The organism is Exilibacterium tricleocarpae (genome assembly GCF_007004655.1).
GTDB classification, from domain to species: Bacteria; Pseudomonadota; Gammaproteobacteria; order Pseudomonadales; family Cellvibrionaceae; genus Exilibacterium; species Exilibacterium tricleocarpae.
In genome coordinates, this window is sequence record NZ_ML660092.1 from 128856 (window position 1) to 153830 (window position 24975).

22 protein-coding genes are annotated in these 24975 nt (G+C 58.2%); 16 read left to right on the forward strand and 6 right to left on the reverse strand.

What is annotated here, in order from left to right:
• The first annotated feature begins 159 nt into the window (after positions 1–159).
• The 8 genes from FKG94_RS10665 to FKG94_RS10700 all read left to right on the forward strand — a co-directional run bounded on the left by FKG94_RS10665 (position 160) and on the right by FKG94_RS10700 (position 7333).
• Positions 160–1233: an MBL fold metallo-hydrolase gene (locus FKG94_RS10665; protein WP_142904221.1), complete on the forward strand. Its 1074-nt coding sequence runs from the start codon at positions 160–162 to the stop codon at positions 1231–1233.
• A 350-nt stretch (positions 1234–1583) separates the two neighbouring features.
• Positions 1584–2957: an MATE family efflux transporter gene (locus FKG94_RS10670; protein ID WP_142904222.1), complete on the forward strand. Its 1374-nt coding sequence runs from the start codon at positions 1584–1586 to the stop codon at positions 2955–2957.
• Positions 2958–3160: 203 nt separating this feature from the next.
• Complete coding sequence (locus tag FKG94_RS10675) at positions 3161–3361, forward strand: hypothetical protein (protein WP_142904223.1); 201 nt, start codon at positions 3161–3163, stop codon at positions 3359–3361.
• A 68-nt stretch (positions 3362–3429) separates the two neighbouring features.
• The gene (locus tag FKG94_RS10680; protein WP_142904224.1) at positions 3430–3912 is read left to right on the forward strand and encodes a mobile mystery protein A; all 483 of its coding nucleotides are present in this window, start codon (positions 3430–3432) and stop codon (positions 3910–3912) included.
• Positions 3909–4514, forward strand: coding sequence for a mobile mystery protein B (locus FKG94_RS10685; protein WP_142904225.1), 606 nt, complete (start codon positions 3909–3911; stop codon positions 4512–4514). Before FKG94_RS10680 ends, FKG94_RS10685 begins: the two co-directional genes overlap by 4 nt.
• A 104-nt stretch (positions 4515–4618) precedes the next feature.
• Complete coding sequence (locus FKG94_RS10690; protein WP_142904226.1) at positions 4619–6202, forward strand: peptide chain release factor 3; 1584 nt, start codon at positions 4619–4621, stop codon at positions 6200–6202.
• Positions 6171–6806 (forward strand): 1-acyl-sn-glycerol-3-phosphate acyltransferase, encoded by a 636-nt coding sequence (locus FKG94_RS10695; RefSeq protein WP_246125079.1) that lies wholly within the window; start codon positions 6171–6173, stop codon positions 6804–6806. The genes FKG94_RS10690 and FKG94_RS10695 overlap by 32 nt, the downstream gene beginning before the upstream one ends.
• Before the next feature lie 86 nt (positions 6807–6892).
• Positions 6893–7333, forward strand: coding sequence for a VOC family protein (locus FKG94_RS10700; RefSeq protein ID WP_142904227.1), 441 nt, complete (start codon positions 6893–6895; stop codon positions 7331–7333).
• Positions 7334–7559: 226 nt separating this feature from the next.
• On the opposite strand, the gene FKG94_RS10705 is transcribed toward FKG94_RS10700, so the two are convergent.
• Entirely contained in the window at positions 7560–8297 is a 738-nt protein-coding gene (locus FKG94_RS10705; RefSeq protein WP_179957593.1) for an outer membrane beta-barrel protein, read from the reverse strand.
• 189 nt (positions 8298–8486) lie between these two features.
• On the opposite strand from FKG94_RS10705, the gene FKG94_RS10710 reads away from it, so the two are divergent.
• Positions 8487–9575 carry an AI-2E family transporter gene (locus FKG94_RS10710; RefSeq protein ID WP_142904229.1) on the forward strand — a complete coding sequence of 363 codons (1089 nt, stop codon included), beginning with the start codon at positions 8487–8489 and terminating at the stop codon, positions 9573–9575.
• A gap of 238 nt (positions 9576–9813) precedes the next feature.
• Here the strand turns inward: FKG94_RS10710 and sthA are convergent, their stop codons facing one another.
• Both sthA and FKG94_RS10720 read right to left on the reverse strand, forming a co-directional pair.
• Positions 9814–11232, reverse strand: a complete 1419-nt coding sequence (gene sthA / locus FKG94_RS10715) for a Si-specific NAD(P)(+) transhydrogenase (protein ID WP_142904230.1) — start codon at positions 11230–11232, stop codon at positions 9814–9816.
• Complete coding sequence (locus FKG94_RS10720) at positions 11229–12092, reverse strand: HDOD domain-containing protein (RefSeq protein WP_142904231.1); 864 nt, start codon at positions 12090–12092, stop codon at positions 11229–11231. Before FKG94_RS10720 ends, sthA begins: the two co-directional genes overlap by 4 nt.
• A 299-nt stretch (positions 12093–12391) precedes the next feature.
• Here FKG94_RS10720 and FKG94_RS10725 point away from each other — a divergent pair, with 299 nt between their 5' ends.
• Positions 12392–13594: a response regulator gene (locus FKG94_RS10725; RefSeq protein ID WP_142904232.1), complete on the forward strand. Its 1203-nt coding sequence runs from the start codon at positions 12392–12394 to the stop codon at positions 13592–13594.
• A 28-nt stretch (positions 13595–13622) separates the two neighbouring features.
• Here the strand turns inward: FKG94_RS10725 and FKG94_RS10730 are convergent, their stop codons facing one another.
• A complete protein-coding gene (locus tag FKG94_RS10730) occupies positions 13623–15092 on the reverse strand; it encodes a protein adenylyltransferase SelO (protein WP_142904233.1) in 1470 nt (489 codons plus the stop codon).
• Positions 15093–15261: 169 nt separating this feature from the next.
• Here FKG94_RS10730 and FKG94_RS10735 point away from each other — a divergent pair, with 169 nt between their 5' ends.
• Positions 15262–15822, forward strand: a complete 561-nt coding sequence (locus tag FKG94_RS10735) for a hypothetical protein (protein WP_142904234.1) — start codon at positions 15262–15264, stop codon at positions 15820–15822.
• Positions 15823–15857: 35 nt separating this feature from the next.
• Here FKG94_RS10735 and FKG94_RS10740 read toward each other — a convergent pair whose 3' ends face one another.
• The gene (locus FKG94_RS10740) at positions 15858–17096 is read right to left on the reverse strand and encodes a TonB family protein (protein WP_179957594.1); all 1239 of its coding nucleotides are present in this window, start codon (positions 17094–17096) and stop codon (positions 15858–15860) included.
• 425 nt (positions 17097–17521) lie between these two features.
• Between FKG94_RS10740 and FKG94_RS10745 the strand changes: the two genes are divergently transcribed.
• Positions 17522–18211 (forward strand): cyclic nucleotide-binding domain-containing protein, encoded by a 690-nt coding sequence (locus tag FKG94_RS10745; RefSeq protein WP_142904236.1) that lies wholly within the window; start codon positions 17522–17524, stop codon positions 18209–18211.
• Positions 18212–18417: 206 nt separating this feature from the next.
• Here the strand turns inward: FKG94_RS10745 and FKG94_RS10750 are convergent, their stop codons facing one another.
• A complete protein-coding gene (locus tag FKG94_RS10750) occupies positions 18418–18789 on the reverse strand; it encodes a ComEA family DNA-binding protein (protein ID WP_142904237.1) in 372 nt (123 codons plus the stop codon).
• 204 nt (positions 18790–18993) lie between these two features.
• Here FKG94_RS10750 and FKG94_RS10755 point away from each other — a divergent pair, with 204 nt between their 5' ends.
• The 4 genes from FKG94_RS10755 (at position 18994) to FKG94_RS10770 (ending at position 24938) form a co-directional block, all read left to right on the forward strand.
• Positions 18994–20118: an efflux RND transporter periplasmic adaptor subunit gene (locus FKG94_RS10755; protein WP_142904238.1), complete on the forward strand. Its 1125-nt coding sequence runs from the start codon at positions 18994–18996 to the stop codon at positions 20116–20118.
• Between the two features lie 210 nt (positions 20119–20328).
• Positions 20329–23517 carry an efflux RND transporter permease subunit gene (locus FKG94_RS10760; RefSeq protein WP_142904239.1) on the forward strand — a complete coding sequence of 1063 codons (3189 nt, stop codon included), beginning with the start codon at positions 20329–20331 and terminating at the stop codon, positions 23515–23517.
• A gap of 94 nt (positions 23518–23611) precedes the next feature.
• The gene (locus tag FKG94_RS10765) at positions 23612–24286 is read left to right on the forward strand and encodes a flagellar brake protein (protein ID WP_142904240.1); all 675 of its coding nucleotides are present in this window, start codon (positions 23612–23614) and stop codon (positions 24284–24286) included.
• Between the two features lie 43 nt (positions 24287–24329).
• The gene (locus FKG94_RS10770; protein ID WP_142904241.1) at positions 24330–24938 is read left to right on the forward strand and encodes a hypothetical protein; all 609 of its coding nucleotides are present in this window, start codon (positions 24330–24332) and stop codon (positions 24936–24938) included.
• The last annotated feature ends 37 nt before the right edge of the window (positions 24939–24975 follow it).

Genomic DNA, 24975 nt, shown 5'->3' on the forward strand with positions numbered 1-24975 from the left:
AATGTGGCACATTGTCACAGCGCGAGCGGTTGGGGTGGCGTGCCGGTGTTGTAGTACGGCCGCTCTGTCGGTGGCTGGCGGGGCCGGTTCCTGTGTGGTGGGAGTGCGACGAGTGATTGTCAGTGCGGCCTCTGTGGTGAGGACGATGGGGTGGATGAGATGGCCGTAAAATGGCGTTTTTTGCTGGGCGGGACACTGGTGTTGTGCATGCTCTGGGCCTGCTCGTCAGTGCCCGGTTATCGCGGGCCGGTCAGCGAGAATTTTGACGGCGAGCGCTTTCGCAACCTGGCGCCGGAATACCGGGAGAAGTCGCTGGGTGACCTGCTCAGGTGGGTGTTCAACCGCGAGCGCGAGGAACAGTGGCGATGGTTACCGCTCGAAGCCGGACCCGCGCTGCCGCCGGCGCGGGTGCGCGAGGGGTTGACGGTGACGTTTATTAATCACGCCACGGTACTGGTGCAGGTGGACGGCATCAATATCCTCACCGATCCCATCTGGTCGCACCGCACCAGCCCGGTAAGCTGGTTGGGTCCGCAGCGCTACCACGACCCCGGTGTGCGCTTTGAGGACTTGCCGCCGATCGATTATGTCGTGATCAGCCACAATCACTACGACCATATGGACCTGCCGAGCCTGCAGCGTCTCTGGGAGCGCGATCAGCCGACGGTGGTGGCGGGGCTGGGCAACCGCAAGTTGCTGGCCGGGGCGGGCATTGAAAAGGTGGTGGAGCTGGACTGGTGGCAACCCCTGGCAGTGAATGGGCAGCTCACGATCCACGGCGTGCCTGCACAGCACTGGTCGACCCGAACCCGGTTGGATACGAATCGTACGCTGTGGATGGGTTATGTATTTGCCTCCAGCGAGGGGCCGATCCTGTTTGCCGGCGACACCGGTCTCGGGCCCCACTTTGCGTTGATCAACGAGCGCTTCGGACCCATGCAGTTGTCACTGTTGCCTATCGGCGCCTATTTGCCCCGCTGGTTTATGCGCGATAATCATTTGTCGCCGGCCGACGCGCTGGAGGCGCACCGGATTTTACAGTCGCGCCAGAGCATGGCCATCCATTTTGGCACTTTTCCCCTGGGTGACGACGGCCAGACGGCGACCGTCGCCCGCATGCTCGAGGTGCGCGACCGGGCCGGGCTGGCGGCGGAGGTTTTCTGGGTACCTGTGCCGGGCGGTATCTACGGGGTTGGTGCGCAACTGGTCAGCTTGCACGCATCCTATCGGTAGTGAGGCCTGTGGCTCGGGCTGGGATCGAACCTACCTCAGCCATATCGGCTCAGGTGTCCGGCCCTCTGCTCTATAAGTCCTTGTCAAGTGAGTGCCATCCAGCGCGGGCCGCGCCGATACAGGGTATTTTCAGGACTTCCGGTAGTGGAGCCTCTGCGGGCCGGGGCCGCTTGCTACTACACTTCTCTTTTGGCTCAAGGTTTTAGTGTGGGGCTGAAAAACACCCTGCACCGACACATCCCCGGCTGGAAAGATCACTGCGACTGACAATCTGCGCCGGGATCAGACCTGGGAAATGTTATACTCCCGCCTTTTTGGCGGCTGACCAGGTTCAGACGGTAAGGAATTCTATGGCGCCTACCCTGCATGCGACCCTGACTCAGGGGTCGGTACCCCGGCATTTATACAATATGGCCCTGCCGATGGTCTGGGCGCTGCTGGCTACCATGTCTTACAACGCGGCCGATACCTTCTTTGTCGCCCAACTCGGGGTGCAGGAGCTGGCAGCGATCGGCTACACCTTCCCGGTGGTGATGGTGCTCACCAGTATCGCTATTGGTCTCGGGGCCGGCACTTCGTCCGCTGTTGCGCGGGCTATCGGCAGCGGTGACCAGAGCCTGACCCGGCGCCTCGCCACCGATGGGGTCAGTCTCACCTTTATTATCGCTGTCGCCGTGAGTCTGCTTGGGTGGTTGACTATCGATCCCCTGTTTACCGCCCAGGGCGCCTCGCCGGAGCTGTTGCCGCTGATTCGTGAATATATGAGTATCTGGTACCTGAGCGCGCCGTTTTTACTGGTGCCGATGGTCGCCATGGCATCGATGCGGGCTATGGGGCTGAGCCATATCCAGGCTTATATCATGATGGGTGGCGCTGTGCTGAATGTGGTGTTGGACCCGCTGTTGATTTTCGGCTTGGCCGGCTTTCCGCGCCTGGAGCTACAGGGCGCGGCACTGGCTACCCTGTTCACTCGCCTGATTACCCTGATTGCGGCGGTGTATGTGCTGCAGGTGCGCATGCATATACTGGTCAGCCCGCTGGTGCGACTGCGTACTATCTATGAGTCCTGGAAGGCCATACTGCATATCGGGGCGCCGGCGATGGTGACCAATGTCATTATCCCCCTGGCCAGTTTTGTGGTGGTTTATTTTATCTCCCAGTACGGTGACGCCGCAGTGGCCGGTTACAGTGTGGCAGTGCGGATAGAGCCGATCGCACTGATCGTGTTCTACGCCCTGTCCGGTATTGTGGGGCCGTTTTGCGGGCAGAATCTCGGCGCCGGGCGTCGCGACCGCCTGTTTGAGGTGCTGCGGGTCTTCACCCTGTTTTGCCTCGGGTTCGGTGTGCTGGTGGCGGTGCTGTTGTGGTTGGTGGGTGAACCCATCGCCGCCCTGTTTAGTGATTCCGATACGGTGTTGCCCGTCGCCGTGCTGTATTTGTCCATTGTGCCGATCAGCTACGGCGCTTACGGGATCGTGATGGCCGTCAACGCCGCCTTTAACGGCCTGGGTATGCCCATTCCCGGGCTGGTGATTTCTTTTCTGCGGGTGGCCGGTATCTTCCTGCCGTTGGCCTGGGTCTTGATGGCCCAGTTCGGCCTGATGGGATTGTTTGTGGCGACGGCCCTGACCAATCTCCTGGTCGGCGCGATTGCCTACCTCTGGCTGCGTGCCCGGTTGCGGGGGCTGCCGGCGCCGGCCAAGGCCGATACTGTGGCCGCCTGATTTAATGTGTCGCTACCGTTCTTTTCACGCTAGCCCCTGATGTCGGGATTGTTATTACCTCGAGTGAAATGAGCGGGGGCTGCCCTTTTAAGTGTGGCCCTTTTAAGTGTGCTTTTTGGGGCCAGTGGCCAAATGGTCTGAATCGCTCATGCTTCGCTGGACTTGCCGCCATGCCGTCAAGCCGAGCCCGGAAAGTTTAAAGAATGTTGGCTATTGGCACTGTAGGTACCGATAGCGTCTTTGTTTTAAATCATACCGGTTTAAGTATGCTTGTTTTTGCAGCGTTTAGCGCCGTAAATAGAGGGCGTCGCAAACTGTTTTTATATACATTTATATTTACTTTCACTGATTTTAGTCAATTTAAAAGTTTACCAAACAAAGCTAAATGTCAACTTTTTTGTTGACTCAATGTGTTTTTAGGTATATAAAAATGTATTCGAATTTTGTGTGCCTGTACACATAAAGGTTGACAATGAGCATAGAAAAGATAGTTGCCAAGCAATATCGAGACAAAGTTAACCAAGCCGTAAGCCAATTTGGTAGCTTGGCTATGCTCCCTAACTACGGGCTTCCACAGGAAGGCTGGTTGCGCACTGTCAGAACGGCGCTTGGTATGTCAGGTACGCAACTGGCTAAAAAGCTTGGCGTTACCAAAGCCAGAATATCCAAAGCTGAGCAAGATGAGCCCCATGGCAGCGTCACACTGAAAACCATGCAGACCATGGCAGCGGCGATGGGCTGCAAATTTGTGTATGCGATTGTACCAAGACAAAATGTAGAAGATGTGATCAAAGAGCGTGCCATTGAGAAAGCGCGCGCGCAGGTCAAGGCCGCATCTACTCATATGGCGCTTGAAGCGCAGTCATTGAGTAAAGACCAGCTTGAGTATGAGATTGAGCGTGTAGCCGCGCAAATCATGGATAAGATACCGTCAGACTTTTGGAATGATGAATGACAGATGAATACTCAAGTCTTGTCGATAACCCCGATGGTGCGACGCCGCTTGATCCCGATGAACTGGCAGGCCTCAAGTTTAAGCACGTATCGACCCGAGGCGAGTTAGACCAGCTTGAACAGGCGGGTATTACGGAAGGGTTGAAATGGCTGGCTAAGCAAAAACATCCGGATGTGTTGTCGGAAGCCTTCGTGCTAGAGCTTCATAAACGCTTGTTTGGTAGTGTATGGAAGTGGGCGGGGACATTCCGGTGCACCGGAAAGAATATCGGTGTTGATCCTGCTCAGGTCGCCATTCAGCTGCGGCAATTGTTAGACGATGCCAAATACTGGGTTGAACATGGCATCTATCCGCCTAAAGAATTGGCGGCACGGTTTCATCATAAGCTGGTATTTATTCATCCGTTTCCAAACGGGAATGGACGCCATGCGCGAATAATGGCGGATGCTGTGTTGACAAAACTGTTAAATGAGCCAGCCATTGACTGGGCAGGTGGTTACAGACTGAAAGCCATGAATGAGAGGCGCAGTCAGTATATTGCAGCGCTTAGAGCGGCTGACAGGCACGACTTCAGTGCCTTACTGGCGTTCGTCGGCGCTTGAAAAAAGGATATCAAAGTACTGGATACCGAGGTTCACTTTTTAACGAACAAAAAGTGGTTTTGTAAACGAGTATAAAATTAGGTGCAAATAAGGGTTTTTAATGTATGAGTGGTAGCAATTTTGTTAATGAAATCAATAAGCGACGCACTTTCGCTATCATCTCACACCCCGATGCCGGCAAGACCACGATTACCGAGAAGCTGCTGCTATTTGGCAACGCCATTCAATTGGCCGGTTCCGTCAAGGGCAAACGCGGTCCCCATGCCAAGTCGGACTGGATGACCATGGAACAGGAGCGCGGTATTTCAGTGACCTCCTCGGTGATGCAGTTTCCGTATCAGGAACGCACTGTCAACCTGCTGGACACACCCGGGCACGAGGACTTTTCGGAAGACACCTACCGCACCCTGACGGCGGTGGATTCGGTGTTGATGGTGATTGACGGCGCCAAGGGTGTGGAGGATCGCACCATTAAGCTGATGGAGGTGTGCCGCCTGCGCGATACGCCCATACTGACGTTTATCAATAAGATGGACCGGGATATCCGCGACCCCATCGAAGTCATGGACGAAGTTGAGGATGTGCTGAAGATTGCCGCGGCGCCGATCAACTGGCCGCTGGGCATGGGCAAGGAGTTCAAGGGTGTTTACAACCTTTACACGGATACCTTACACATTTACCAGTCGGGTATGGGGCACACACTGCCCGAGGATATTCGCATCGAGGGTCTTCACAGTGATGCCGCCTCTGAGCTGCTGGGCGCTTATGCGGATGATATTCGCGAGGAGATTGAACTGGTGCGAGGCGCCACCCACACGTTTGATCTGGACGAGTACCTGGCCGGGCGCCTGACGCCGGTATTTTTCGGCACCGCGCTGGGTAACTTTGGGGTCAGGGAGATGCTCGACGGTTTTGTTAAGTGGGCCCCGCCACCGCAGGACCGCGAGGCCCGCCAGCGCCAGGTGCTGGCGGGCGAGGAAAAGTTCAGCGGTTTTGTCTTCAAAATACAGGCGAATATGGACCCGAAACACCGCGACCGCGTGGCCTTTATGCGGCTGTGTTCGGGCCGCTACACCCGGGGCATGAAAATGCGTCATGTGCGCATCGGCAAGGATGTCAAAATCGCCGACGCGGTAACGTTTCTCGCCGGTGACCGCAGCGCGGTCGAAGAAGCCATTTCCGGCGATATCATCGGACTGCACAACCACGGCACCATCCAGATTGGCGATACTTTCAGCGAGGGCGAAGAGCTGAAGTTCACGGGCATTCCACACTTTGCGCCGGAACTGTTTCGCCGTATCCGTCTCAAGGATCCGCTCAAGACCAAGCAGTTGCAGAAGGGGTTGCAACAGCTGTCGGAGGAGGGGTCGACGCAGGTGTTCTTTCCGCTGCACAGCAACGATATCGTGGTGGGCGCGGTGGGGGTGTTACAGTTTGAAGTCGTTGCCTACCGCCTGCGCGATGAATACAAAGTAGAGGCCATCTACGAGAATGTGAACGTCAATACGGCCCGTTGGGTGGACTGCGCCGATGAAAAAAAGCTCGAGGAGTTCAAACGCAAGTGCGGCGATAATCTCGCGCTCGACGGCGGTGGCCATTTGACTTACCTGGCGCCAACGCGGGTGAATTTGTCGCTAACCCAGGAGCGCTACCCGGATGTCGAATTCAGAGCCACGCGGGAACACTGAGACGACACCGGTCAGACTCGAGGCGCTGGCCCGACCCGGGCATATGCCGCGCCTCGGTAACCGTTTTACCCGCTGGATCGGCTGCCGTGTTTTCGGCCTCTTGGGTTGGCGGGTGGCCGGCACCATTCCCGACCGTTCCCAGTTGGTGGTGGCGGCCGGGCCGCACACCTCCAACTGGGATTTTATTCTCGCGGTATCGGCGATTCTGGGGCTCGGTGTCAGACTGTCTTTTTTGATGAAGCAGGAGGCATTTTTCTGGCCGTTCAAAGGGTTGTTTCAATGGTTCGGCGGCATTCCCACCGACCGCGGGTCCCCTCACCGCATGGTCGCCAAAGTGGCCGGTTGGTACCGCGATCACCCGCAGTTATGGGTGGGCATGACGCCGGAGGGTACCCGCAGCAAAGTGCAGAGCTGGAAAACGGGTTTTGTGCGCATTGCCCATGCTGCCGGGGTGCCGGTGCTGTTGGTGGCGCTGGATTACCCCTCCCGGACTTTGCACCTGTGCCAACTGATAACCACCAGTGGTCACCATGAACGGGATGCTGCGCATTGCAGAGCGCTGATTGACCGACACTTTATCGGGCGGCATCCCGAGAAGCAGTAGCAGGCGTTGCGTTATACCCTGTACTCGCTGCACCCAACTCTCTACACTGTACCCAGGCTTCGATACACACACGGGTGAGGCTCGACATGTATCCGCGGATTACCCACATCGCCCTGCATGTGGAAGACCTGGACGCTTGTGTCGCGTTTTACCGCGACTACTGCGCTATGTCGGTTGTTCATGAACGCAGCAGCGGGCGCAAGCGCATTGCCTGGCTGGCGGAGTCGGGGCGCGAAACCGACTTTGTTTTTGTCATGATGAGCGGCGGCCGGACACTGGAGCTGCCGGCGCAAGACTACCGCCACTTCGGCTTTGCACTGGAGAGTCGGGCGGCTGTGGATGCAGTGGCTGAGCGGGCCCGCCAGGACGGCTGTCTGATCTGGGAGCCGCGCGATGAACCCTATCCCGTCGGTTACTATTGCGGGCTGCGCGATCCCGGCGGCAATCAGGTCGAGTTCAGTTATGGCCAGCCGTTGGGACCCGGTGCGCAGGGGGTTATGCCGGGGCCCGCAAGCGAAGCTCGCTAGCCCTCTAACTCTACGAGGCAATAGCCGGCCTGCCTTTTTGGATTACCAGCAGTTGGCTGCGGATGTCGCCGGCCGGTGCGGGTCTTTAAATTGTAACATTAGTGACATAGAACCGGCCTGGTGTGAACTGCTTCACATATTTTTACAGGTGGATTGCGGTGGGTGTTACAGAGGGCTTGATGTAAAAATAAAACGCCGGATTCATTCAATGCAATAATTGCCGGGCCTAGTAGTGATAAGTAACACTCACACCGACAATATCCACATCCTCCTCCACATTGATATCATCGCTGCCGACGTCGAAATAGCGCTCCCACTGGAAGCCGATACTCCAGTCTGCCAGCGGCCGGTAGTCGAAGCCGAGCCCGGCGCTGAATTCTATATCGTTGACCGTTTCGGTGAAGGTATCCCTGATGGTGGTAGCGGGGAATTCGTCGCCTTCCAGGATAAATGCCGGGATACGCGTGACGGAGCGGGTTTTAGCCTGGTAGTTGGTAAACAGTAACCCGGCGCGGGCGTTCAGGGAAAACCCTTTGAACAGCGGCAACAGGGCGATCCCGGTGAGGCTGAGACCCTGGGGGTTTAGCTCGGTATCGAGGTCGGATTCAACGTCGATGATGATCTGGTCCTCGGCGGTGACAATGGGTACATCAATCAGGTTGCTGGTGCCCACGCGGTTAAACTTGCCCAGATCGATAAACGCGGCTTCGACGGCAAAGTGTTTGTGTAACTGGTAACCGCCAAACAGCTTCCAGCCGTTATCGGAAGTATCCGCCACGGTATTGAGTGTCTGGGTACCACCGCCGGAAAAAGGCCCGCTGAGATTTTGATCCGGCACCTCGTGGTCGGAATTGAGCAGGCCGGCACCGAAATACCAATGGGTGATAATTTGTGCGTGATTCGGTAGGCTGAGGACGCCGGCGGCAAGGGCGGTTATCAGGGCAGTAATGCGGGTGTTTGTCATCGTGGTTTTCCTGTCGGGCTCGAGCCTGCGGATAGCTACAGTCATCGCGAGCGCCCACTGTAGCGGTGTGGAATAATAGATGTCAAACCGGGTGATAAGTTCGATACCCGCGGTGTGCCGCAGGGCGCCGCGGGCGGGGGATCACCGGCTTGGCGAAAAAATAAGCTTATCGTGTAAATGGGGACAAACATGTCGACTGAACTTTCACCCATGGCCCGCTTTTTACTGTTGGCGGCGGCGTTTATTATCGTGGTTGCCGGAATGCGCGCTGCGGCGGCCATTCTGGAGCCGTTTTTACTGTCTCTGTTTATTGCCGTGATCTGCTCACCGTATCTGGCTGCGCTCAATCGTCGCGGGGTGCCCAACGGGATTTCCATTCTGATTATTATGGGGATCATTGTTCTGGTGGGGTTGGTTATCGGCGCGGTGGTGGGTTCATCGATACAGAGTTTTCGCGGTGATATCCCCCAGTACCAGGCGCGCCTGCAGGGCATGACCACCGAGGTATTGGCCCGCTTGAATCAATTCGGCCTGGCCATTGATCCCTCGCAGTGGCGTGAGAGTTTTAACCCCAGCGCAGCCCTGGCCCTGGCCGGAAATACCCTGAGTTCGTTCGGTAATGTGATGGCTAATGCGTTTTTAATTTTGCTGACGGTGATTTTCATTCTCGCCGAGGAAGTGGGGGTCACCGATAAGATACGCTACGCCAACGCCGATCCGGATAAGGCGCTGGCGGCGATCGAGCGGTTTAGCAAAAGTGTTAACCAGTATATGGCAATCAAGATGGTGTTGAGTCTGCTCACCGGTGTGTTGGCCATGACCTGGTTGATGGTGCTGGGGGTGGATTACCCCGTGCTGTGGGGGCTGTTGGCATTTCTGCTCAATTTTGTACCGACGCTCGGTTCGATTCTGGCGGCGATTCCGGCGGTGTTGCTGGCGCTGGTGCAATTGGGGTCGGGGTCGGCGCTGCTGGCGGCACTCGGGTACCTGGTGATCAATGTGGGGGTTGGCAATATCTTGGAGCCGCGGCTGATGGGCAGGGGGCTGAATCTGTCGGCGCTGGTGGTATTTTTGTCGCTGGTCTTTTGGGGGTGGGTGCTGGGGCCGGTCGGTATGTTGCTGTCGGTGCCGCTGACCATGACTGTGAAAATTGCCCTCGAAAGTGTTGACGATACGCGCTGGCTGGGGGTGATGCTGGGTTCCGGCAAAGGTTTACAGCTACCGGCGGTAGCCCGGGAAGATAACGTCGCGGATCGGGACACGGGCGCTGGTCGGTAAGCATCGCGGATCGGGAAGCGGGCGCTGGTCAGTAAGCGTTGCGGATCGGGAAACGGGCGCTGGTCGGTAAGTGTCGCGGATCGGGAAACGAGCGCCGGTCAGTAAGCGTCGCGGATCGGGAAACGGGCGCTGGTCGGTAAGTGTCGCGGATCGGTAAACGGGCGCTGGTCAGTAAGCGTCGCGGATCGGGACACGGGCGCTGGTCGGTAAGCATCGCGGATCGGGAAGCGGGCGCTGGTCAGTAAGCATCGCCGCGGGTTACGCGCTGGCCGATAACCGCCAGCGCGGCCACCCGGTAAGCCTCGGCGAGGGTCGGGAAATTAAAGATGCTCTCGACGAAGATATCCACTCTGGCATCGGACAGCATGGCCATCTGGCCGATATGAATCAACTCGGTGGCGCCTTCGCCGACGATCATGACCCCGAGGATCTGTTCGCCGCGGGGGTCGCAGACAATCTTCAGCATGCCGTCCTGCACTCCGGAAATCTGACCCCTGGCAATTTCCTCGAAGTAGGCGCGACCGACCAGCACAGATCCGTGTTGCTCTCGAGCCTGGTGTTCACTCAAGCCGACAGCGGACAGCTCCGGGATACCGTAGATGCCCGAGGGAATGGTCTGGCTCATGGCACCGGTGCTGATATCGAGCAGATTACAACTGGCGCGGCGTCCCTGTTCCATGGAGGCTGAGGCCAGCGATGGCGGGCCGATGACATCGCCCGCCGCATAAATGTTATCGACCTCGGTGCGCAGGTCGGCATCGACGCTGATCAGGCCCCGCTCGTTCAGGCTCAGGCCGGCCTGTTCTATGTTCAGGTGGTTGACATTGGCGATGCGCCCGGCGGCGCACAGCAGTTTCTCCGCCCGGTAGACGCTGCCGTCGGCGCACTCGATGACGACGCTGGCCAGTCCGTCCCAGTAAACCCGGGTGACTTGCGTGTCGCCTTTCCAGGTACCGCCCATGGTCTCGAAAGCATGGATGAAGGTGTCGGTGAGATCGGCGTCGAGAAAGCCCAAGGGGCGCGGGTATTTATCGATCATGGTGACCTCGACACCCAGCGCCTGAAAAATGGAGGCGTACTCACTGGCGATGACCCCGCCGCCGAGCACCACCAGGCTTTTGGGTAGGTACAGCATCGAGAGAATCGAGTCGCTGTCAAAGATATGTTCGTGATCGACGGGGATATTATCCGGCTTGCGCGGAAAGGAGCCGGTTGCAATGACATAGTAAGCCGCCGTCAGTCGCTCGGTCTCACCCCTGACTTTGGCGATTTCAATCGTGTGTTTATCGACAAAGGCGGCACGGCCGTGAATGCGTTCGATATGGTTGCGGGTGATTTGCCGGCGCATGTAGCTGTCGTGCGCTTTCAGGACCTCGTCCAGGCGGTTGATCAGCGTCGCCATTTCGATGTCTTCCGCCAGTTCGAAATTCGCCAGTTCGGCGTTCTGGCGCATATGCTTGACCCGCAGCGCGTTTTCGCGCAACGTCTTCGACGGAATGGTGCCGCGGTGTACACAGGCCCCGCCGAGGTAGCGGTCCAGTTCGATCAGGGCTACCGACTTTCCGGCTTTGGCTGCCTGAACTGCCGCCTTCTGGCCCGAGGGACCGCTGCCGATGACGATCAGATCGTAGTCAAAAGTACCCGCTTGATCCGTCACGGTGCCATGGTCTCCATGGTGCTGACTATCGCATCGCGTTTTTCCAACAGGGCCTCGACCTGGTCCGGATACAGGTTCACATCGGCAAAGGCCGGGTGCTCGAGCATTTGCGACAGCGGTAGGTCCTCGGGTGTGAGCATGTACCAGGCCAGTTGCGCGCCCGCCGACACCATCGCGGTTTGCTCCGCCGCGCCGGGTGCGCTCTGGTAGTCGTCAAAATGCCGGATGGTTTCGCAGACGGTTTTCGGCATTTCCCATTTCTCCGCCACAGTGGTGCCGACCCGTCGCTGGTAGCGCTCTTCCAACAGCACGGCATCGTCGGTGCTGAGTGGGGTAGCTTGCCTCTGGCCGATTTCAATGGCCGTATGTAAGACTACCGGTCGCCCTATCGAGTGCAGTAAACCGCACAGGAATGTGGCCTCCACATTGCGACGGCAGGCCCGCGCCACTTCTTTGGACCACAGCGCAGTCGCCAGTGCGTGCCTCCAAATCGCGTCTACGTGAGTCTCGAACCCCGGGGTGTGGAACATTTTAGTATTGATCGAGGCGGCCATCGCAATATCGCCGATCAGGGTCATGCCCAGGCGCGTGATGGCTTGTTGCAATGACACCAGGGTGGCATTGGGACTGTAGGCGGCGGAGTTGGCGATACGCATCACATGGCCCGCCAGTGACTGATCGCTCTGGATCAGTTGCGACAGTTGCGAGGCATCCGAATCGCGATCCTGGGAGAGGGTCACCACCTTGCTGGCCACTTCCGGCAGCAGCGGCACCTCTATGTCCCCAGTATTGACAAGGCTTTGCAGAATCTCGGCAACACGTTGTCCCGGGGCGGACAGGCTTGGCTCGCTGGCTTTCATGCATCAGTCCTTCATAACCTGGGTTTTAGTCCGTGACTATGGCTGGGTCGGTTAACACGATTTGAGTCAGCCAACTCAAATCGTGTTAACGGGCCCCAGTTAATAGGATAGTGGAAAGCGCAGTGGCAACAAGTGTTAAGCGCCTGATCGCCGCGGAGTGAGAGAGGACCGCCGCCCCATGCCGTGACCTGCTAAACGGCGCCGCAATACTCATTTGCTGTGGATGCATCGGGGGTTATGGTCTACACCTAGTGGGTGACCGGTAGTTTATTGTGGGCTACCCACCGGAGCGGGTGTCAATGGAAACCTATACAGTGCTCTATTTCCATCCCGAGGGCGCCTCGGGCGTGCGCGAGCAGTTGGAGAGCTGCTTTGAGTTGACCTGTGTCGATAGCCAGGCGCAGTGTCTCGAGCGCGCGACTGAGGCTACTTTCAAGGCGATAGTGGCAGATTGGTCCGGGGTCGAAGCGCCGGATTTCGCCTGTTGTGAGGCGTTGCTGGCTGCGGAGCCATTGGTGGGGGTACCGCTGATTTTGGTGTCGCCCTCGACTGAACTCCAGCACAAGGTCAAGGCCTATGAAATCGGTTGCGACGATTTTATCGAGCCGAGCGCCACGGGCGAAGAGATTTGCGCGCGTATCAATAAATCCGTCTATAACCGTATTGCCGCCGAACAGTTGAGCAACCGCCTGAAGGACGCCAGCGATACGGCTTACGCGGTGATGTCCGACAACAGTGATCTGGGTTGTAACATTCAGTTCCTGTTGGATGTTCATCGTTGTGATAACCTGGACGAGTTGGGATTGCTGTTCTTCACCGCGGTGCAAAGGTACGGGATCTCCTGCAGTTTGCAGATGCGCAGCATCTTCGAAACCAAGAACATGGAGGCGACCGGCTTGGCCCGTGACCTGGAGGCGCAGCTTTTGTACCAGATGCGCGACGCCGGGCGCTATATCGATTTTGGTCGCCGCACCGTTTTCAACTATGGACAGGCGTCAATTCTGATCCGCAATATGCCGGTGGATAACGAGCGTAAATACGGCTCGATCAAAGACAATACCTTTGCACTGATTCAAGGCATCGATGCCCGTGTGAAAGCCCTGGATGCCAAACAGAGTCTGATCGACGAAAAGCAATCACTAATGAAACTATCCGCTGACGTGCACAAGGTGATGCAGGAGATCGATCAGGCTTACCAGGCGGTGATGCGCGATATTGTCAGCCAGGTGGAGGATACCGCCGAAGCCATTATGGATCGCATTCCGGTACTGGCTCTCAGTGAAGAACAGGAGAGGTTTTTCGAACAGGCCGCTCACGACGTGGTGGCCAATACCAACCGCGTGTTCAACGAGGGCATCAAGGTGGACGAATACCTGCAACAGTTGTCCGCCAGTGTTAAACAGGCATTGGAACACAGCCGGCAGACGACAAGTGGTCCGGAGGATACCCGCGTGCCGCCCCACCTGCGCGCCAGCGGCAGCAGCGATGTAGAAATGTTCTAGTGTTAACAGACCCTGGGGTGCGCCCGGTTTAGCTGGAGCAACTGATGGGCATATGTTTGCCCCAGTGCGGCGGCGGTCGGGCGTAGTTGTCCATCTGTGGCTGTTCGTCGAAGGGGTGTCGCAACAGCCGCAACAGCGTGTCGATGTGGGAGAAATCCCCCTGCGCTGCCGCTGTGATGGCCTCCTGGGCGAGATAGTTGCGCAGTATATATTTGGGGTTGGTGGCGAGCATCCGCCGCTGTCGCTCGGCAGGCGGCACCTCTTCACAGAGCAGGCGTTGCCCATAGCGCTGCAGCCAGGGGCCGGTGGCTTCGCGATCGTCAAACAAATCGAGTAAGGCGGCCTCGGGCCGGGTCGGGTCGGTATGGCTGAGCGCGCGAAAGAAACGGGTGTAATCAACGCGCTGGCGTGCCAGCAGATCGAGCAATTCAACGCAAAGCACCTTATCGTCGGCCTGTGCAGTGGCCAGTCCCAGCTTTGCCCGCATCAGTTCGGCGTAACTCGCTGTCAAAGTGGGCTCATAGTGGGACAAGGCGTCTTTGATCGCGTCGGTATCGAGCAGCGAGGACAGGCTGTGGCCCAGTGCGGTGAGGTTCCACAGGCCGATACCCGGTTGGTGCTCGAAGGCATAGCGGCCCTGATAGTCGGAGTGGTTACAGATGTAGCCGGGCTCGAAATCGTCCATAAACGCAAACGGGCCGAAATCGAAAGTCTCCCCCAGTATCGACATATTGTCGGTGTTCATCACGCCGTGACAGAAGCCCACCGCCTGCCACTGGGCGATCAGGTGGGCGGTATTGGTCACTGCGGCGTGTAACAGTTGCCAGTACTTATCGCGGTGCCCCGCGGCGGCGTGGTGAGAGTCGGTAAATTGCCGGTCGATTACATAGTCAGCCAGTTGTTTGACCGCATCGTAATCGTGCCGGTAGTGGAAGTATTCGAAAGAGCCAAAGCGGACATGGCTGCGAGCCAGGCGCACTAACATCGCTCCCGTCTCGACGCTCTCCCGGTACACGGGTTCATCGCCGCCGATCAGCGCCAGCGCCCGCGTAGTGGGGATACCCAGACCCGCCAGGGCCTCTGAACCCAGATACTCCCGAATACTCGAGCGCAGCACGGCGCGGCCGTCGCCGTTGCGGGAGTAGGGGGTCTGGCCGGCTCCTTTCAGGTGGATATCCCACAACCCCCCGGGCCCCTCGACCTCGCCGAGCAGCAGGCCGCGGCCGTCGCCCAATTGCGGGTTGTAGACCCCGAACTGATGCCCGGCGTAGACCATCGCCAGGGGCTTGCACCCCGGCAGGTTGCGCCGGCCGCTGAAATATTCAAGAAAAGCGGGGCTGGTAAATGCAGCGCTGTCGAGTCCGATCAGCGCCGCCCCGCAGTCATTGGTATGTACCAGGTGGGGTCGGGTAAAGGCGTCTGGTTGCACATAGGAAAAAAAATGACTGCCCAAACGACTGAAATGGTTGCGATAATGAAGGTCTTGGAGTGCGTTCACAGCGGTGTTGGGGGCTCCGGTGGAGGAATCGATCACATTACATAGATTTCTATTGATTTAGAACAAATTTATCTTAATATCTCGGGTCGTTAGGCACTAAACTCAGGGAAAGTACAGATAAAACCGGACTGCCGCCTTACAAACCCAGAATCAGTATTGGGGGACCGCAGTGGATTTGGCAACCGAAAACAAAGATCTCGTCTGGGACCTGGAGTCGTTTAACCAGCGGCAGCGGGCACTGGAGTTTGTCATGGGGTTCGAAAACCGGCTATGTGTTTACTCGAACTCTGTGCAGCAGCTATACACCAACTACAATATCTTTTTCCCGAAAGAAGAGAACCGGCGCCTGGTCATTTTACCGAATCCCTACGCGCATCACGATATTTTCCACGGCATTGCCGAGGCGGCTATTGCTGCAACGGGCTTGAATATTATCCCCGGGGAAATGTTGGGCAAGAGTGGAATGTATCTAACCATTCCCTTTAAAAGCGGCAAAACCCGTTATCGGGCGGTGCCGCTGCAGGTGGGATTGAGAGTGATCAACAGCCGCCGCCCGCAGGATCAGCCGCTGTTACCGGTGCTGAAAAAAGGTGACTTGCGGGAGCTTGACGCCAGCACACCCTGCCTGCATCTGCACTGCATCAACCTGGAGAAACTGCAGCACTTGTCGAGCCTTGAGGCACGGGGCATCAACGATGTCATTATCGAGCGGCTAAAAGACATTCACTGAGGTGGCAGCCGGTGTTACCGGCTGCCACCCCGCCGTCAATCCGGCAGGCGGAAGACAATCGGCAGGGAGAAGGTGAACTCGTTGCCCTGTACCTCATCCGGCATGGGTGGAAAGGGCGTGGCCCGCTTTACGGCCCCGAGCGCTTCGCGATTCAACAGGGAATAACGTGATTCCTGCACGGCTGAAACCGTCTTGACGTTGCCCTGGCGGTCGATCACCACCGACAGTCGCACACTGCCCTCCTGGCCCCGCTTTTGTGCCCGCGACGGGTACTTGAGGTACTCATAGGTCCAGCGTTTCAGCTTGGAGTGGTACAACTGGCGGCTGAGCAGGCTCTGCGCGGTCAGGGCCGGGCCGTCTTCATCCAACTCATCCTCGTCGAGAAGGTCTTCATCGAGCAACGGGTCGGCCGGCGGTGCGGCCACGGGGCGCGGTGCGGGTTTAGGTTTGGGTTCCGGCTTTGGGGCCGCCGGGCGCGGTGCCGGCGCTTCCGGTTGCGGTGTCGGTGCCGCCGGTGTTGGCGCCTGAGCCAGGGTCGGCGCTGCTGCCGCCACGGCAGGTTTGACAACGGCCGGCGCCGGCGCCGGTGTAGCCACGGCTACGGCAGCAGCGGGCTTGGGCTCGGGCGGCGGTGCTTCCGGCGGGGTGCCCGGGTCGGGGGCAGGCGCCGACCAGGCGGCGATTTCGTCTACCCGTTCGGGGCTCGGGGTAATGGACCGGTAACGACCGAGCAGCTCCGGCTGGACGTTGCCGCCGGTCAGCAGACCGGTGCGGAAATCAGACGACAGGGGTACCGGACCGATCCAGGTGGCCAGCAACATGGTGAAAAAGCTGTCCGACTCTACCGCCCCGACTTCGACGCCGTTGACACTGACGCGCGCTCCTTCCCCGGGAAGGCCGTCAATGGTCAGCACGTCGCCGCTAACCAGCCGTTTTTTGACAAAACCCGCGAACTCCACCATGTAGTCGGCGTGCTGTTCCAGGGCGGTGGCAGAGTTGTTGATCGCCATGCCCTCGATCCACATATTGTTGAGGCGCCTGGCGGACAGGCGATTGGCGGTAACCTTAAGTTCCATACGTCGCGGCTCGGTGCTGGCCAGCAACGCCATGGGATCGTTGTACATGTTTTCGCTGTAGACTGCAGCGATAAACCTTTCCTTGCCCAGCTCCTGGTGGGTGGCTATACCGTTGAGTATCGGCTCTGCCTGGGCCAGGGTCGGAAATATCAGTAACAGCCAGATGCGGCGAGTAAATTTATCGAGTATTTTCATCATTAACCAACGCTTAGTCTTGAATTTGGAAATCATTAATTATTAGAAGAATTAGAAATATACTTGTTGTCCTGCAATTCTTGTAATGTATTTCAGCTACTGTACATAAATTGGCCCTGACTGCAAGTTGTAATAGCAATTTAACGTGTCAATGTCGGCCTTGGGCCAGAGTGGCGGAGGCCGCTTGAGCCCTGGACTGGCGATATATTCGCCGACATTTTCGCGCAGGGCAGAGTGCCTTTTAACCGGTAAGCATTAACAGTGAGGGTACCGGCGGTTGTTTACCGAGTCTGAGCGGTCATCTCTTTGCACCTTTATGCAGTGGAGTAATAAGTGAGCTAGTTATCATAATTCCAATCTGCGGGTTAATTCGTCAGGGTTTCTTCTCTACAATTTCCTCAGAAAATAGACAAGCAGAGCCGTAGTGCATGGAAACAAAAACTGTCAGTGAAATTCCCCGTGCTACCCTGGAAAAACTCTTATCGGCAGTCCCCTTTTACAAAACAGTGAGATCGCAGGAGCCCTGGCAGTTTGAAGTGTTGCTGAAACACTCACGCCTGGTTAGCTGCGCGCCCGGCGAAATTGTGCTGAACAGGGGCGAGCGCGACGCCTGGCTCTATTTCCTGTTGAAAGGGCAACTGGCTGTGTACGCCGGGGATGGTGCCGCCAGCCTGGTGGCGATAAACCAGATTACACCGGGAGAGGTGTTCGGTGATCTGGCCATGCTCGGGGGACTGGGACGCACCGCAACGCTGGTGGCAGACCCGGCTTGTAAACAGGTGTTGGCGTTCGGCACTGACTTCACTGTGTTTGGCGAGCTGGCAGATACGCGTGTCGTCAGTCTGTATACCAAGCTCGCTTACTACCGCAACATGGTGCACAGCCTGCGCTGGAAACTCGAGGTTTATCGTATGAAATACCCGCAGCACAGCCTCTCGGGAGATCACCGCCGGGTGCGCTTGTTTACCGGCACCCGGGACACATTCGAAGAGCTGCAGGCGCTCCACGACCAGGCGCTGTCGCTGACCAGGCTGTTGGTTGCCTGGAATCGTGAGTTTGGCGGGTTTGCCCTGCCGCCGGTGAGCACGCAGCCTGCGGTCGCTGTGGCGGCCAAATAAAGCTGTTCAACAGCCTGGGAAATTTAGCAGCCAGGTTCAACTGTCCGTTTTCCGGTCCGTTTTCCGGCGTTTTACCATGCCGTGCCCTGTGACAACGGCCCGGCTCGCAGTTGCCGCCCGATGTGTAACCGTCGTTTGGGGTGTAATGACTTCCGGTACTGAGCTGCTACCGGTAATCCGGCGGTTGCCGGAGGTTTAGTCATTGCCTAAAGCGTGACCAGCGGTTTGAGTGTTGTGAATAAGTCGCCGTGGATGCCCTTTACCTCAGCCAGGTCGTCAACGTCATTGAACGGTCTGGCGTCGATAATCCGCTGTGCCGTCACCGCTCCCACTTTCGGCAGTCGTTGCAATTGGTTTTTACTGGCGGAATTCAGTTTGACGGGAGCCGTTGAAACGTTCGGTGTGACCGTGTCGGTTGCGGACGCCGGGGTTGTCGCGGCCGGATTTGCCGGGCGCTGGCAATCGCGCAGCTGCGCGCGCAGGTCCGCCAGGTCGCGCCGGTAGGCATCGACGACGAATACAAAGCGGCTGACCAGCCAGGCGATAACGATTAACAGAATAAGTGTGATCCATGTCATAGTCCGTAACCCTCATTACGCATTGCGCCGGTTGCCCCGGAATTATGATTTTCATTCCGGACTTGTGAGAATGAAAATCATGGTAAAAGCTGCTATTTTTCCTGATAACCGTTAATATAGCCGGTTCTTTACATTTATTATCTTGCAGACCCCCGGGCCGGCTTTCATTATAACGGGCTCCGAGGATTTCCTAAGCGCTGTCCTATGCAACTGATTCAAAACATCTGGGCGAAAAACAATTACCGCATTGCGTTGCTGATTGCAGGCGCGATCTCCCTGTGGCTGCTGTCCGGTGTGTTCGCTGGTGAAGATTCTACACAGGTTGTCGATGCGAGCAAGGAGGTTGTGCCTCTGACGAAGGTGAAGGCCCGGTATGTCAGCGCCCAGACTTACCCGGTAACCGTCGCCATTCGCGCCCGCACCGAGGCCAATCGCGATGTCGATGTGCGCGCTGAGGTGAGCGGTCGCATTATCGGCTTGCCGGTGGCGAAAGGTGGCCAGGTAGAAGCCGGTGACATAATTTGTGAGCTGGCAGCCGAAGACCGGGCGCTGCGCCTGGCCGAAGCCGAGTCACTGGTCGCTAAAACGCAACTGGATTATGACGGGGCGCTGCGACTTAAAAGTGGCGGCTACCAATCGCGCACCGCCATCGCCGGTGCAAAGGCCGAACTCGAGACGGCAAAGGCCGAGCTCAAGCGCCGCCAATTGGATTTGAACAATGTAAAAATTCGCGCGCCTTTTGCCGGTGTCGTGGACAAGCGGCCGGTTGAGATCGGCGACTTTATGGAGCGCGGTGATGTGTGTGCGACCGTGCTGGACCTCGATCCCCTGGTCATTACCGGACGGGTTTCGGAAACCGAAGTCGGCCTGCTGCCCGAAGGTGGCCAGGCCAGCGCCTCGCTGCTGACCGGTGAGCAGGTGGAGGGCACTATTCGTTTTGTCGAGCACAGCTCCGATCCGGTTACCCGCACCTTCAGAGTCGAAGTGGCGGTGCCCAACCCCGGACAGCAATTGCGCAGCGGCATTACGGCGCAACTGGGTGTCAAAGCCGGTGAGATAGCGGCCCACCGGGTGCCCTCAGCGCTGCTGTCATTGGATGACGAAGGGAAAGTGGGGCTGAGGATTCTCGATGGCGAGCACCGGGTTCAGTTCGTCACCGTCGATATTGTCGGCGATCACCCGCAGGGAGTGTGGGTCGCCGGTCTGCCCGACAATGCCCTGTTGATTACCGTCGGGCAGGAATACGTCAGCAGCGGTGAAGAAGTGGTGGTGAGCTTCGAAAACCAGCCGGGGGTGGCGGCCACGCAACTCACCGGTGCGCCAAACTGATAGCGTCGATACCGGCACTCTGGATTCAATCATTCCGGGCACTTTCATCACCGTGACTACCGTCTCAGATTGCCCCGGGGTAGTGCCCGGCAGTTGAAGCGGTTGCCGCAACCTGAGGGCTGCCGCTACCGGGGTTTGCGTCCGGGGTCGCGGCGCTTATGCCGGGTTACGGGGCCGCGCCAGTAGCGACAGACTGAGGTTTCGCCAGTTATGAGATTTTTAGATTCGGCGGTCAGCCGATTTCGCAGTACCTTTTGCGTGTTGATGCTGATCGTGTTTGCCGGCATGTACGTGCGCGGCAATATGACCATCGAGAGTTTTCCCCAGGTCTCCGTGCCGATTGTCGTCGTTCAGGTTTACTATGACGGCGCCTCGCCGGAAGATGGCGCGCGCCTGTTGGTGCGACCGCTGGAGACTGAACTGCGTTCCATCGAGGGTATCGACGAGATCACCGCCACGGCGCGGGAATCGACAGTCTACATGGTGGTGGAATTCGACTCCGGCTTCGACATCGACCAGGCGCTGGTGGATGTGCGCGAAGCCGTGGACCGCGCCAAAGCGGAATTTCCCGAAGATGCTGAAGAACCGGTGGTGGAGGAAATCTCCGCCCAGGATTTTCCCGCCATTGTCGTCACCCTGGCCGGCGCCGAAGTGCAGGAGCGGGTGCGATTTCAGACCGCACAGACACTAAAGCGCCGCATTGAAGCGATTCCCTCGGTGTTGGCTGCCAATATGGTCGGACACCGGGAGGAGGTGGTCGAAGCGCTGATTGACCCGGCCCAGTTGGAGCACTACAACATCACCAGCGATGAACTGGTGACGGCGGTATTGGGTAACAACCTGCTGGTGCCCGCCGGCGAGTTGGATACGGGAGAGGGGCGTTTCGCCGTCAAGGTGCCGGGTTTGATCGAAACCCGGGCCGACGTCTATGGTCTGCCGGTCAAGTCCACCACTGACGGTGTCATCACCCTGGGTGAAGTGGCCGATATCCGCCGCACTTTCAAAGACCCCACCCGCCATACCAGTGTCAACGGTGAGCCGGCGATCACCATCGAAGTCGAAAAGCGCACCGGCGCCAATCAGATTCAGTTGTCCGAGGCTGTGCGCGCAGTGGTCGAGGCCGCACGGGACGAGTTTCCCCAGGGTTTGGACGTAGGCTATGTGCTGGACAGCTCCGCTTTCTCCCAAAACATGGTGAGCGAGATGGAGGGCAATATCGTCACCGCCATGGCGCTGGTGATGATTATCGTGGTGGCGGCGCTGGGTTTTCGCTCCGGTTTGCTGGTGGGATTCGGTATTCCCTTCTCGCTGCTGTTTGCCACCATCGTGGTCTACTTCGTCGGCTTCTCCTTCAACTTCATGGTGATGTTCGGGATGCTGCTGGCGCTGGGTATGCTGATCGATGGCGCCATTGTTATCACGGAGTTTGCCGACCGGAAAATGGCGGAGGGCATGAGCAGTCGCGCCGCTTATCAAATTGCCGTCAAACGCATGTTTTGGCCGGTGGTCGCCTCCACCGCCACGACACTGGCTGCATTTCTGCCGCTGTTGTTCTGGCCCGGGGTGCCGGGAGAGTTCATGCGGTTCCTGCCGGTGACGGTATTTGCCGTGTTGATCGGTTCGCTGCTCTACGCCCTGCTGTTCGCACCGGCGATCGGTTCTAAACTCGGTCGCGCGAAACTCGACACCGAGACGCAACGGCAGCTAAAACACCTGGAAACCTCTGCGGCAGTGGATATGCCTGGGGTTACCGGTACCTACGCCCGCGCGCTGCGTTTCGTCTTGCAGCGCCCCGGAGTGATGTTGCTGTTCACACTGGCGACGCTGTTTTCCATTTTTACCCTCTACGGTAAATACAACGTGGGGGTGGAGTTTTTTACTGAGACGGAAGAGAAATACGGCTATGCAGCGGTGCGTGCGCAGGGCAACCTGTCGGTAGAGGAGTCGCGGCGCATCGTGCGGGAGGTGGAAAACCGGGTGCTGCAGACCCCGGGGGTGAATGTCACCTATACCGCCAGCGGCAGCAGCGGTGGTGCCCAGGGCGGCAACCGCGGGTCTACCAAAGACCAGATCGGCACCATCCTGGTGGAGCTGGACGATCCGGAAAATTTACCCCGCTCCACCCACGCGGTATTTGAAGAGATACGACAGCGTACCGCCGATATGCCGGGCATCTTCGTGGAGGCGCGCACGTTTGAGAGCGGACCGCCGGTCGGCAAGCCGGTGCAATTGCAGTTGGAGTCCAACCACCCGGATAAATTGTTGGAAGTAACCCGCTTCCTGCGCGATCACCTGGCGGCCAACGTTGACGGTCTGCGCGATGTCACCGATTCTTCGCCGCTGCCCGGTATCGAGTGGGAAATGACCGTGGACCGCTCGCGGGCGGCGCAGATGGGCGCCAATGTCGTCGAGGTGGGACGCGCCGTGCAGTTGCTGACCAACGGCGTTAAAGTCGGCGAATACCGCCCGGATGATGCCGACGACGAAGTGGAAATTCGCGTGCGTTACCCGACCCGCGAGCGCGGTATCAGCGCCCTGGACAGTTTGCGTGTCAACACCGCCGGCGGACCGGTGCCTATCTCCAGCTTTGTCAGCCGCAATCCGCGGCCGAAAGTGGACAAGGTCGAGCGCATTGACGGTGTGCAGGTCATGAAAGTGAGCGCCGACGTCGAGGAGGGGGTGCTGGCCGACGACAAGGTCAAGGAAATTCAGGCCTGGCTCGACGAAAACCCTGTCGACCCGCAAGTGAGTGTGGTGTTTCGCGGTTCCAATGAGGAGCAGGCGGAATCCCAGGCATTTTTGAGCGTGGCCTTCTCGCTGGCACTGTTTCTGATGTTCGTGCTGCTGGTGACTCAGTTCAACAGCTTCTATCAGGGCGTGCTGATCTTATCGTCCGTGATCATGTCCACCGCCGGTGTGATGTTGGGGTTGCTGATTACCCAGTCGACCTTCAGCACCATCCTCACCGGTGTGGGCATCGTGGCCCTCGCGGGTATCGTGGTCAACAATAACATTGTGTTGATCGATACCTACAATCATGTGCGCAGGCTGCACCGGGAAATGTCCGCTGCCGAGGCGGTTATCATGGCCAGTGCCCAGCGGCTGCGGCCGGTATTTTTGACGACCGTGACCACCATCCTCGGTCTGTTGCCGATTGCGACCAATGTCAGTGTGGATTTAATGGCTCGCGACGTGGTGGTCGGTGGTGTGATTGCCTCTTTCTGGGTGCCCCTGGCCAGCGCCATCGTTTACGGTCTGGCGTTCTCCACGGTGCTGACACTGGTGATTACACCCGTCTGCCTGGTCCTGCCGAGTCGTATTGCGACGCTTTGTCGCCCCCATGTGCTGCGGCTGCGCGACAGCGTGCAGCAGCGCATACCCTTGTCCCGCTCCTCCTGACGGGGAGCGGAACCTCCCCTCCAACCCGGTATCCCGATGCGCCGGTGGTTATCCCCCATTTGCCGATGTGATAATTATAAGCAACACTGTTTAGATGAACTTCGAAGACTTGCGCTTGCCCTACGGCTATCCGGTGCAGTTGGAAACCCGGTCCGCCGGCGGTCAACCCCAGCGCTTGAGCTGTCGGTTGCTCGGCTGTCTGCCGGGGCAGTGGGTGCTGGTTACCCAACCGCGACTGGCGACCGGTACGCGGCTGCGCAGTGGACAGAAAATGGTAGCGCGCATGATGGTGGCCAACGGGATCAGTCTATTTGCCTGCGCCATCGAAAACGCCGCTACCGTGCCTGTGCCCATGTTATGCCTCTCTTACCCCAAAGCCATGAATTTCAAGCCGATTCGCGGCGCCACCCGAGTCGATGTGCAACTCCCGGTCGACGTTGTGAATAGCACCAGTCTCAACGATATGGGTATGCAGGGCATGGTGGCCGATATCAGTTTATCGGGGGCGCGGGTCGAGATGATAGAGCCGATCGGCGATATCGGAGACGGGCTGACGCTCGCCGCCGCCGTGTCTATCGGCAGGCTCGAACGCCGCCTGTGCCTGAAAGCGGTGATTCGTTCCCGCATCGAGCGCAGCACTCGCGAATACGCGGAAAACCTTCCCGCAGTGTATGGCATCGAATTTACCGAAGATGACGACGATAATCTGTTGGTGCTCCATGGCTATGTTTTCAGTGAGTTGGCAAAAACCCTGCACGCCTCCTTATAGGGCGTGCCGCCACCGTCGCTGCCAGTGGGTTTTGGCGCTCTGGGTGAGCGCGGCCGCCAGCGCGGCGCCTGCTATCGACGACAGTCGTCTCTGGCTGCCGAAGAGCTACGAGCACTATTTCCCCAAGCTGCGCAAGGCGGCCAGAACCGCCGCACAGACCGAGCGCTGCGAATCTGTCTTGCAGGGGCAGTTGCATCGGGAGCGCAGCCGCCCGGACCACCCGGTTTACCGTATTACCTGCCGCGACAGCGAGCGCATTAGTTACACCGTAGTGATTGACGGCCTGACCTATCGGGACTTGACGCCCCCGCGGCAGCGGCGCCAGCAACACACGCCGGCACAGCTCGAGGCTCTGCGGCATGAACAATACTGGGAAATCTGCCGCCGCGAGCTGGATCAGCGTACCAAACGTATGTTGGCGTTGGTCTGGCTGACCGATACCATGCCGCAACCGGATCAATCGGTGCCGCTACAGGATGTGTTTACGGTGGATTTCGATGCCCAGAATATTCAAAAACAGCGTTTGCGCTACCGGGCCCTGTGCAGCTTTGTGCGGATCGAGGAGACGGAGGAAGAGCAGCAACGTATGCGCCGTCAGGGAGAATTGATTCCGGCGTTTGAATACCAGGTGAAAATAACCCCCAGGCGCTGACTGTCCTTTTGCGGGGCTCTTTTGCGGGGCTGCCCTT

Bases quoted from the DNA above. Each gene is read 5' to 3' on its own strand.
- FKG94_RS10755 (WP_142904238.1), top strand. From the start codon at position 18,994: ATGCAACTGATTCAAAACATCTGGGCGAAAAACAATTACCGCATTGCG.
- FKG94_RS10675 (WP_142904223.1), top strand. From the start codon at position 3,161: ATGTTGGCTATTGGCACTGTAGGTACCGATAGCGTCTTTGTTTTAAAT.
- FKG94_RS10750 (WP_142904237.1), bottom strand. From the start codon at position 18,789: ATGACATGGATCACACTTATTCTGTTAATCGTTATCGCCTGGCTGGTC.
- FKG94_RS10765 (WP_142904240.1), top strand. From the start codon at position 23,612: ATGAACTTCGAAGACTTGCGCTTGCCCTACGGCTATCCGGTGCAGTTG.
- FKG94_RS10760 (WP_142904239.1), top strand. From the start codon at position 20,329: ATGAGATTTTTAGATTCGGCGGTCAGCCGATTTCGCAGTACCTTTTGC.
- FKG94_RS10690 (WP_142904226.1), top strand. From the start codon at position 4,619: ATGAGTGGTAGCAATTTTGTTAATGAAATCAATAAGCGACGCACTTTC.
- FKG94_RS10720 (WP_142904231.1), bottom strand. From the start codon at position 12,092: ATGAAAGCCAGCGAGCCAAGCCTGTCCGCCCCGGGACAACGTGTTGCC.
- FKG94_RS10680 (WP_142904224.1), top strand. From the start codon at position 3,430: ATGAGCATAGAAAAGATAGTTGCCAAGCAATATCGAGACAAAGTTAAC.
- FKG94_RS10685 (WP_142904225.1), top strand. From the start codon at position 3,909: ATGACAGATGAATACTCAAGTCTTGTCGATAACCCCGATGGTGCGACG.
- FKG94_RS10740 (WP_179957594.1), bottom strand. From the start codon at position 17,096: ATGATGAAAATACTCGATAAATTTACTCGCCGCATCTGGCTGTTACTG.
- FKG94_RS10695 (WP_246125079.1), top strand. From the start codon at position 6,171: ATGTCGAATTCAGAGCCACGCGGGAACACTGAGACGACACCGGTCAGA.
- FKG94_RS10670 (WP_142904222.1), top strand. From the start codon at position 1,584: ATGGCGCCTACCCTGCATGCGACCCTGACTCAGGGGTCGGTACCCCGG.
- FKG94_RS10725 (WP_142904232.1), top strand. From the start codon at position 12,392: ATGGAAACCTATACAGTGCTCTATTTCCATCCCGAGGGCGCCTCGGGC.
- FKG94_RS10665 (WP_142904221.1), top strand. From the start codon at position 160: ATGGCCGTAAAATGGCGTTTTTTGCTGGGCGGGACACTGGTGTTGTGC.
- FKG94_RS10705 (WP_179957593.1), bottom strand. From the start codon at position 8,297: ATGACAAACACCCGCATTACTGCCCTGATAACCGCCCTTGCCGCCGGC.
- FKG94_RS10700 (WP_142904227.1), top strand. From the start codon at position 6,893: ATGTATCCGCGGATTACCCACATCGCCCTGCATGTGGAAGACCTGGAC.
- FKG94_RS10710 (WP_142904229.1), top strand. From the start codon at position 8,487: ATGTCGACTGAACTTTCACCCATGGCCCGCTTTTTACTGTTGGCGGCG.
- FKG94_RS10745 (WP_142904236.1), top strand. From the start codon at position 17,522: ATGGAAACAAAAACTGTCAGTGAAATTCCCCGTGCTACCCTGGAAAAA.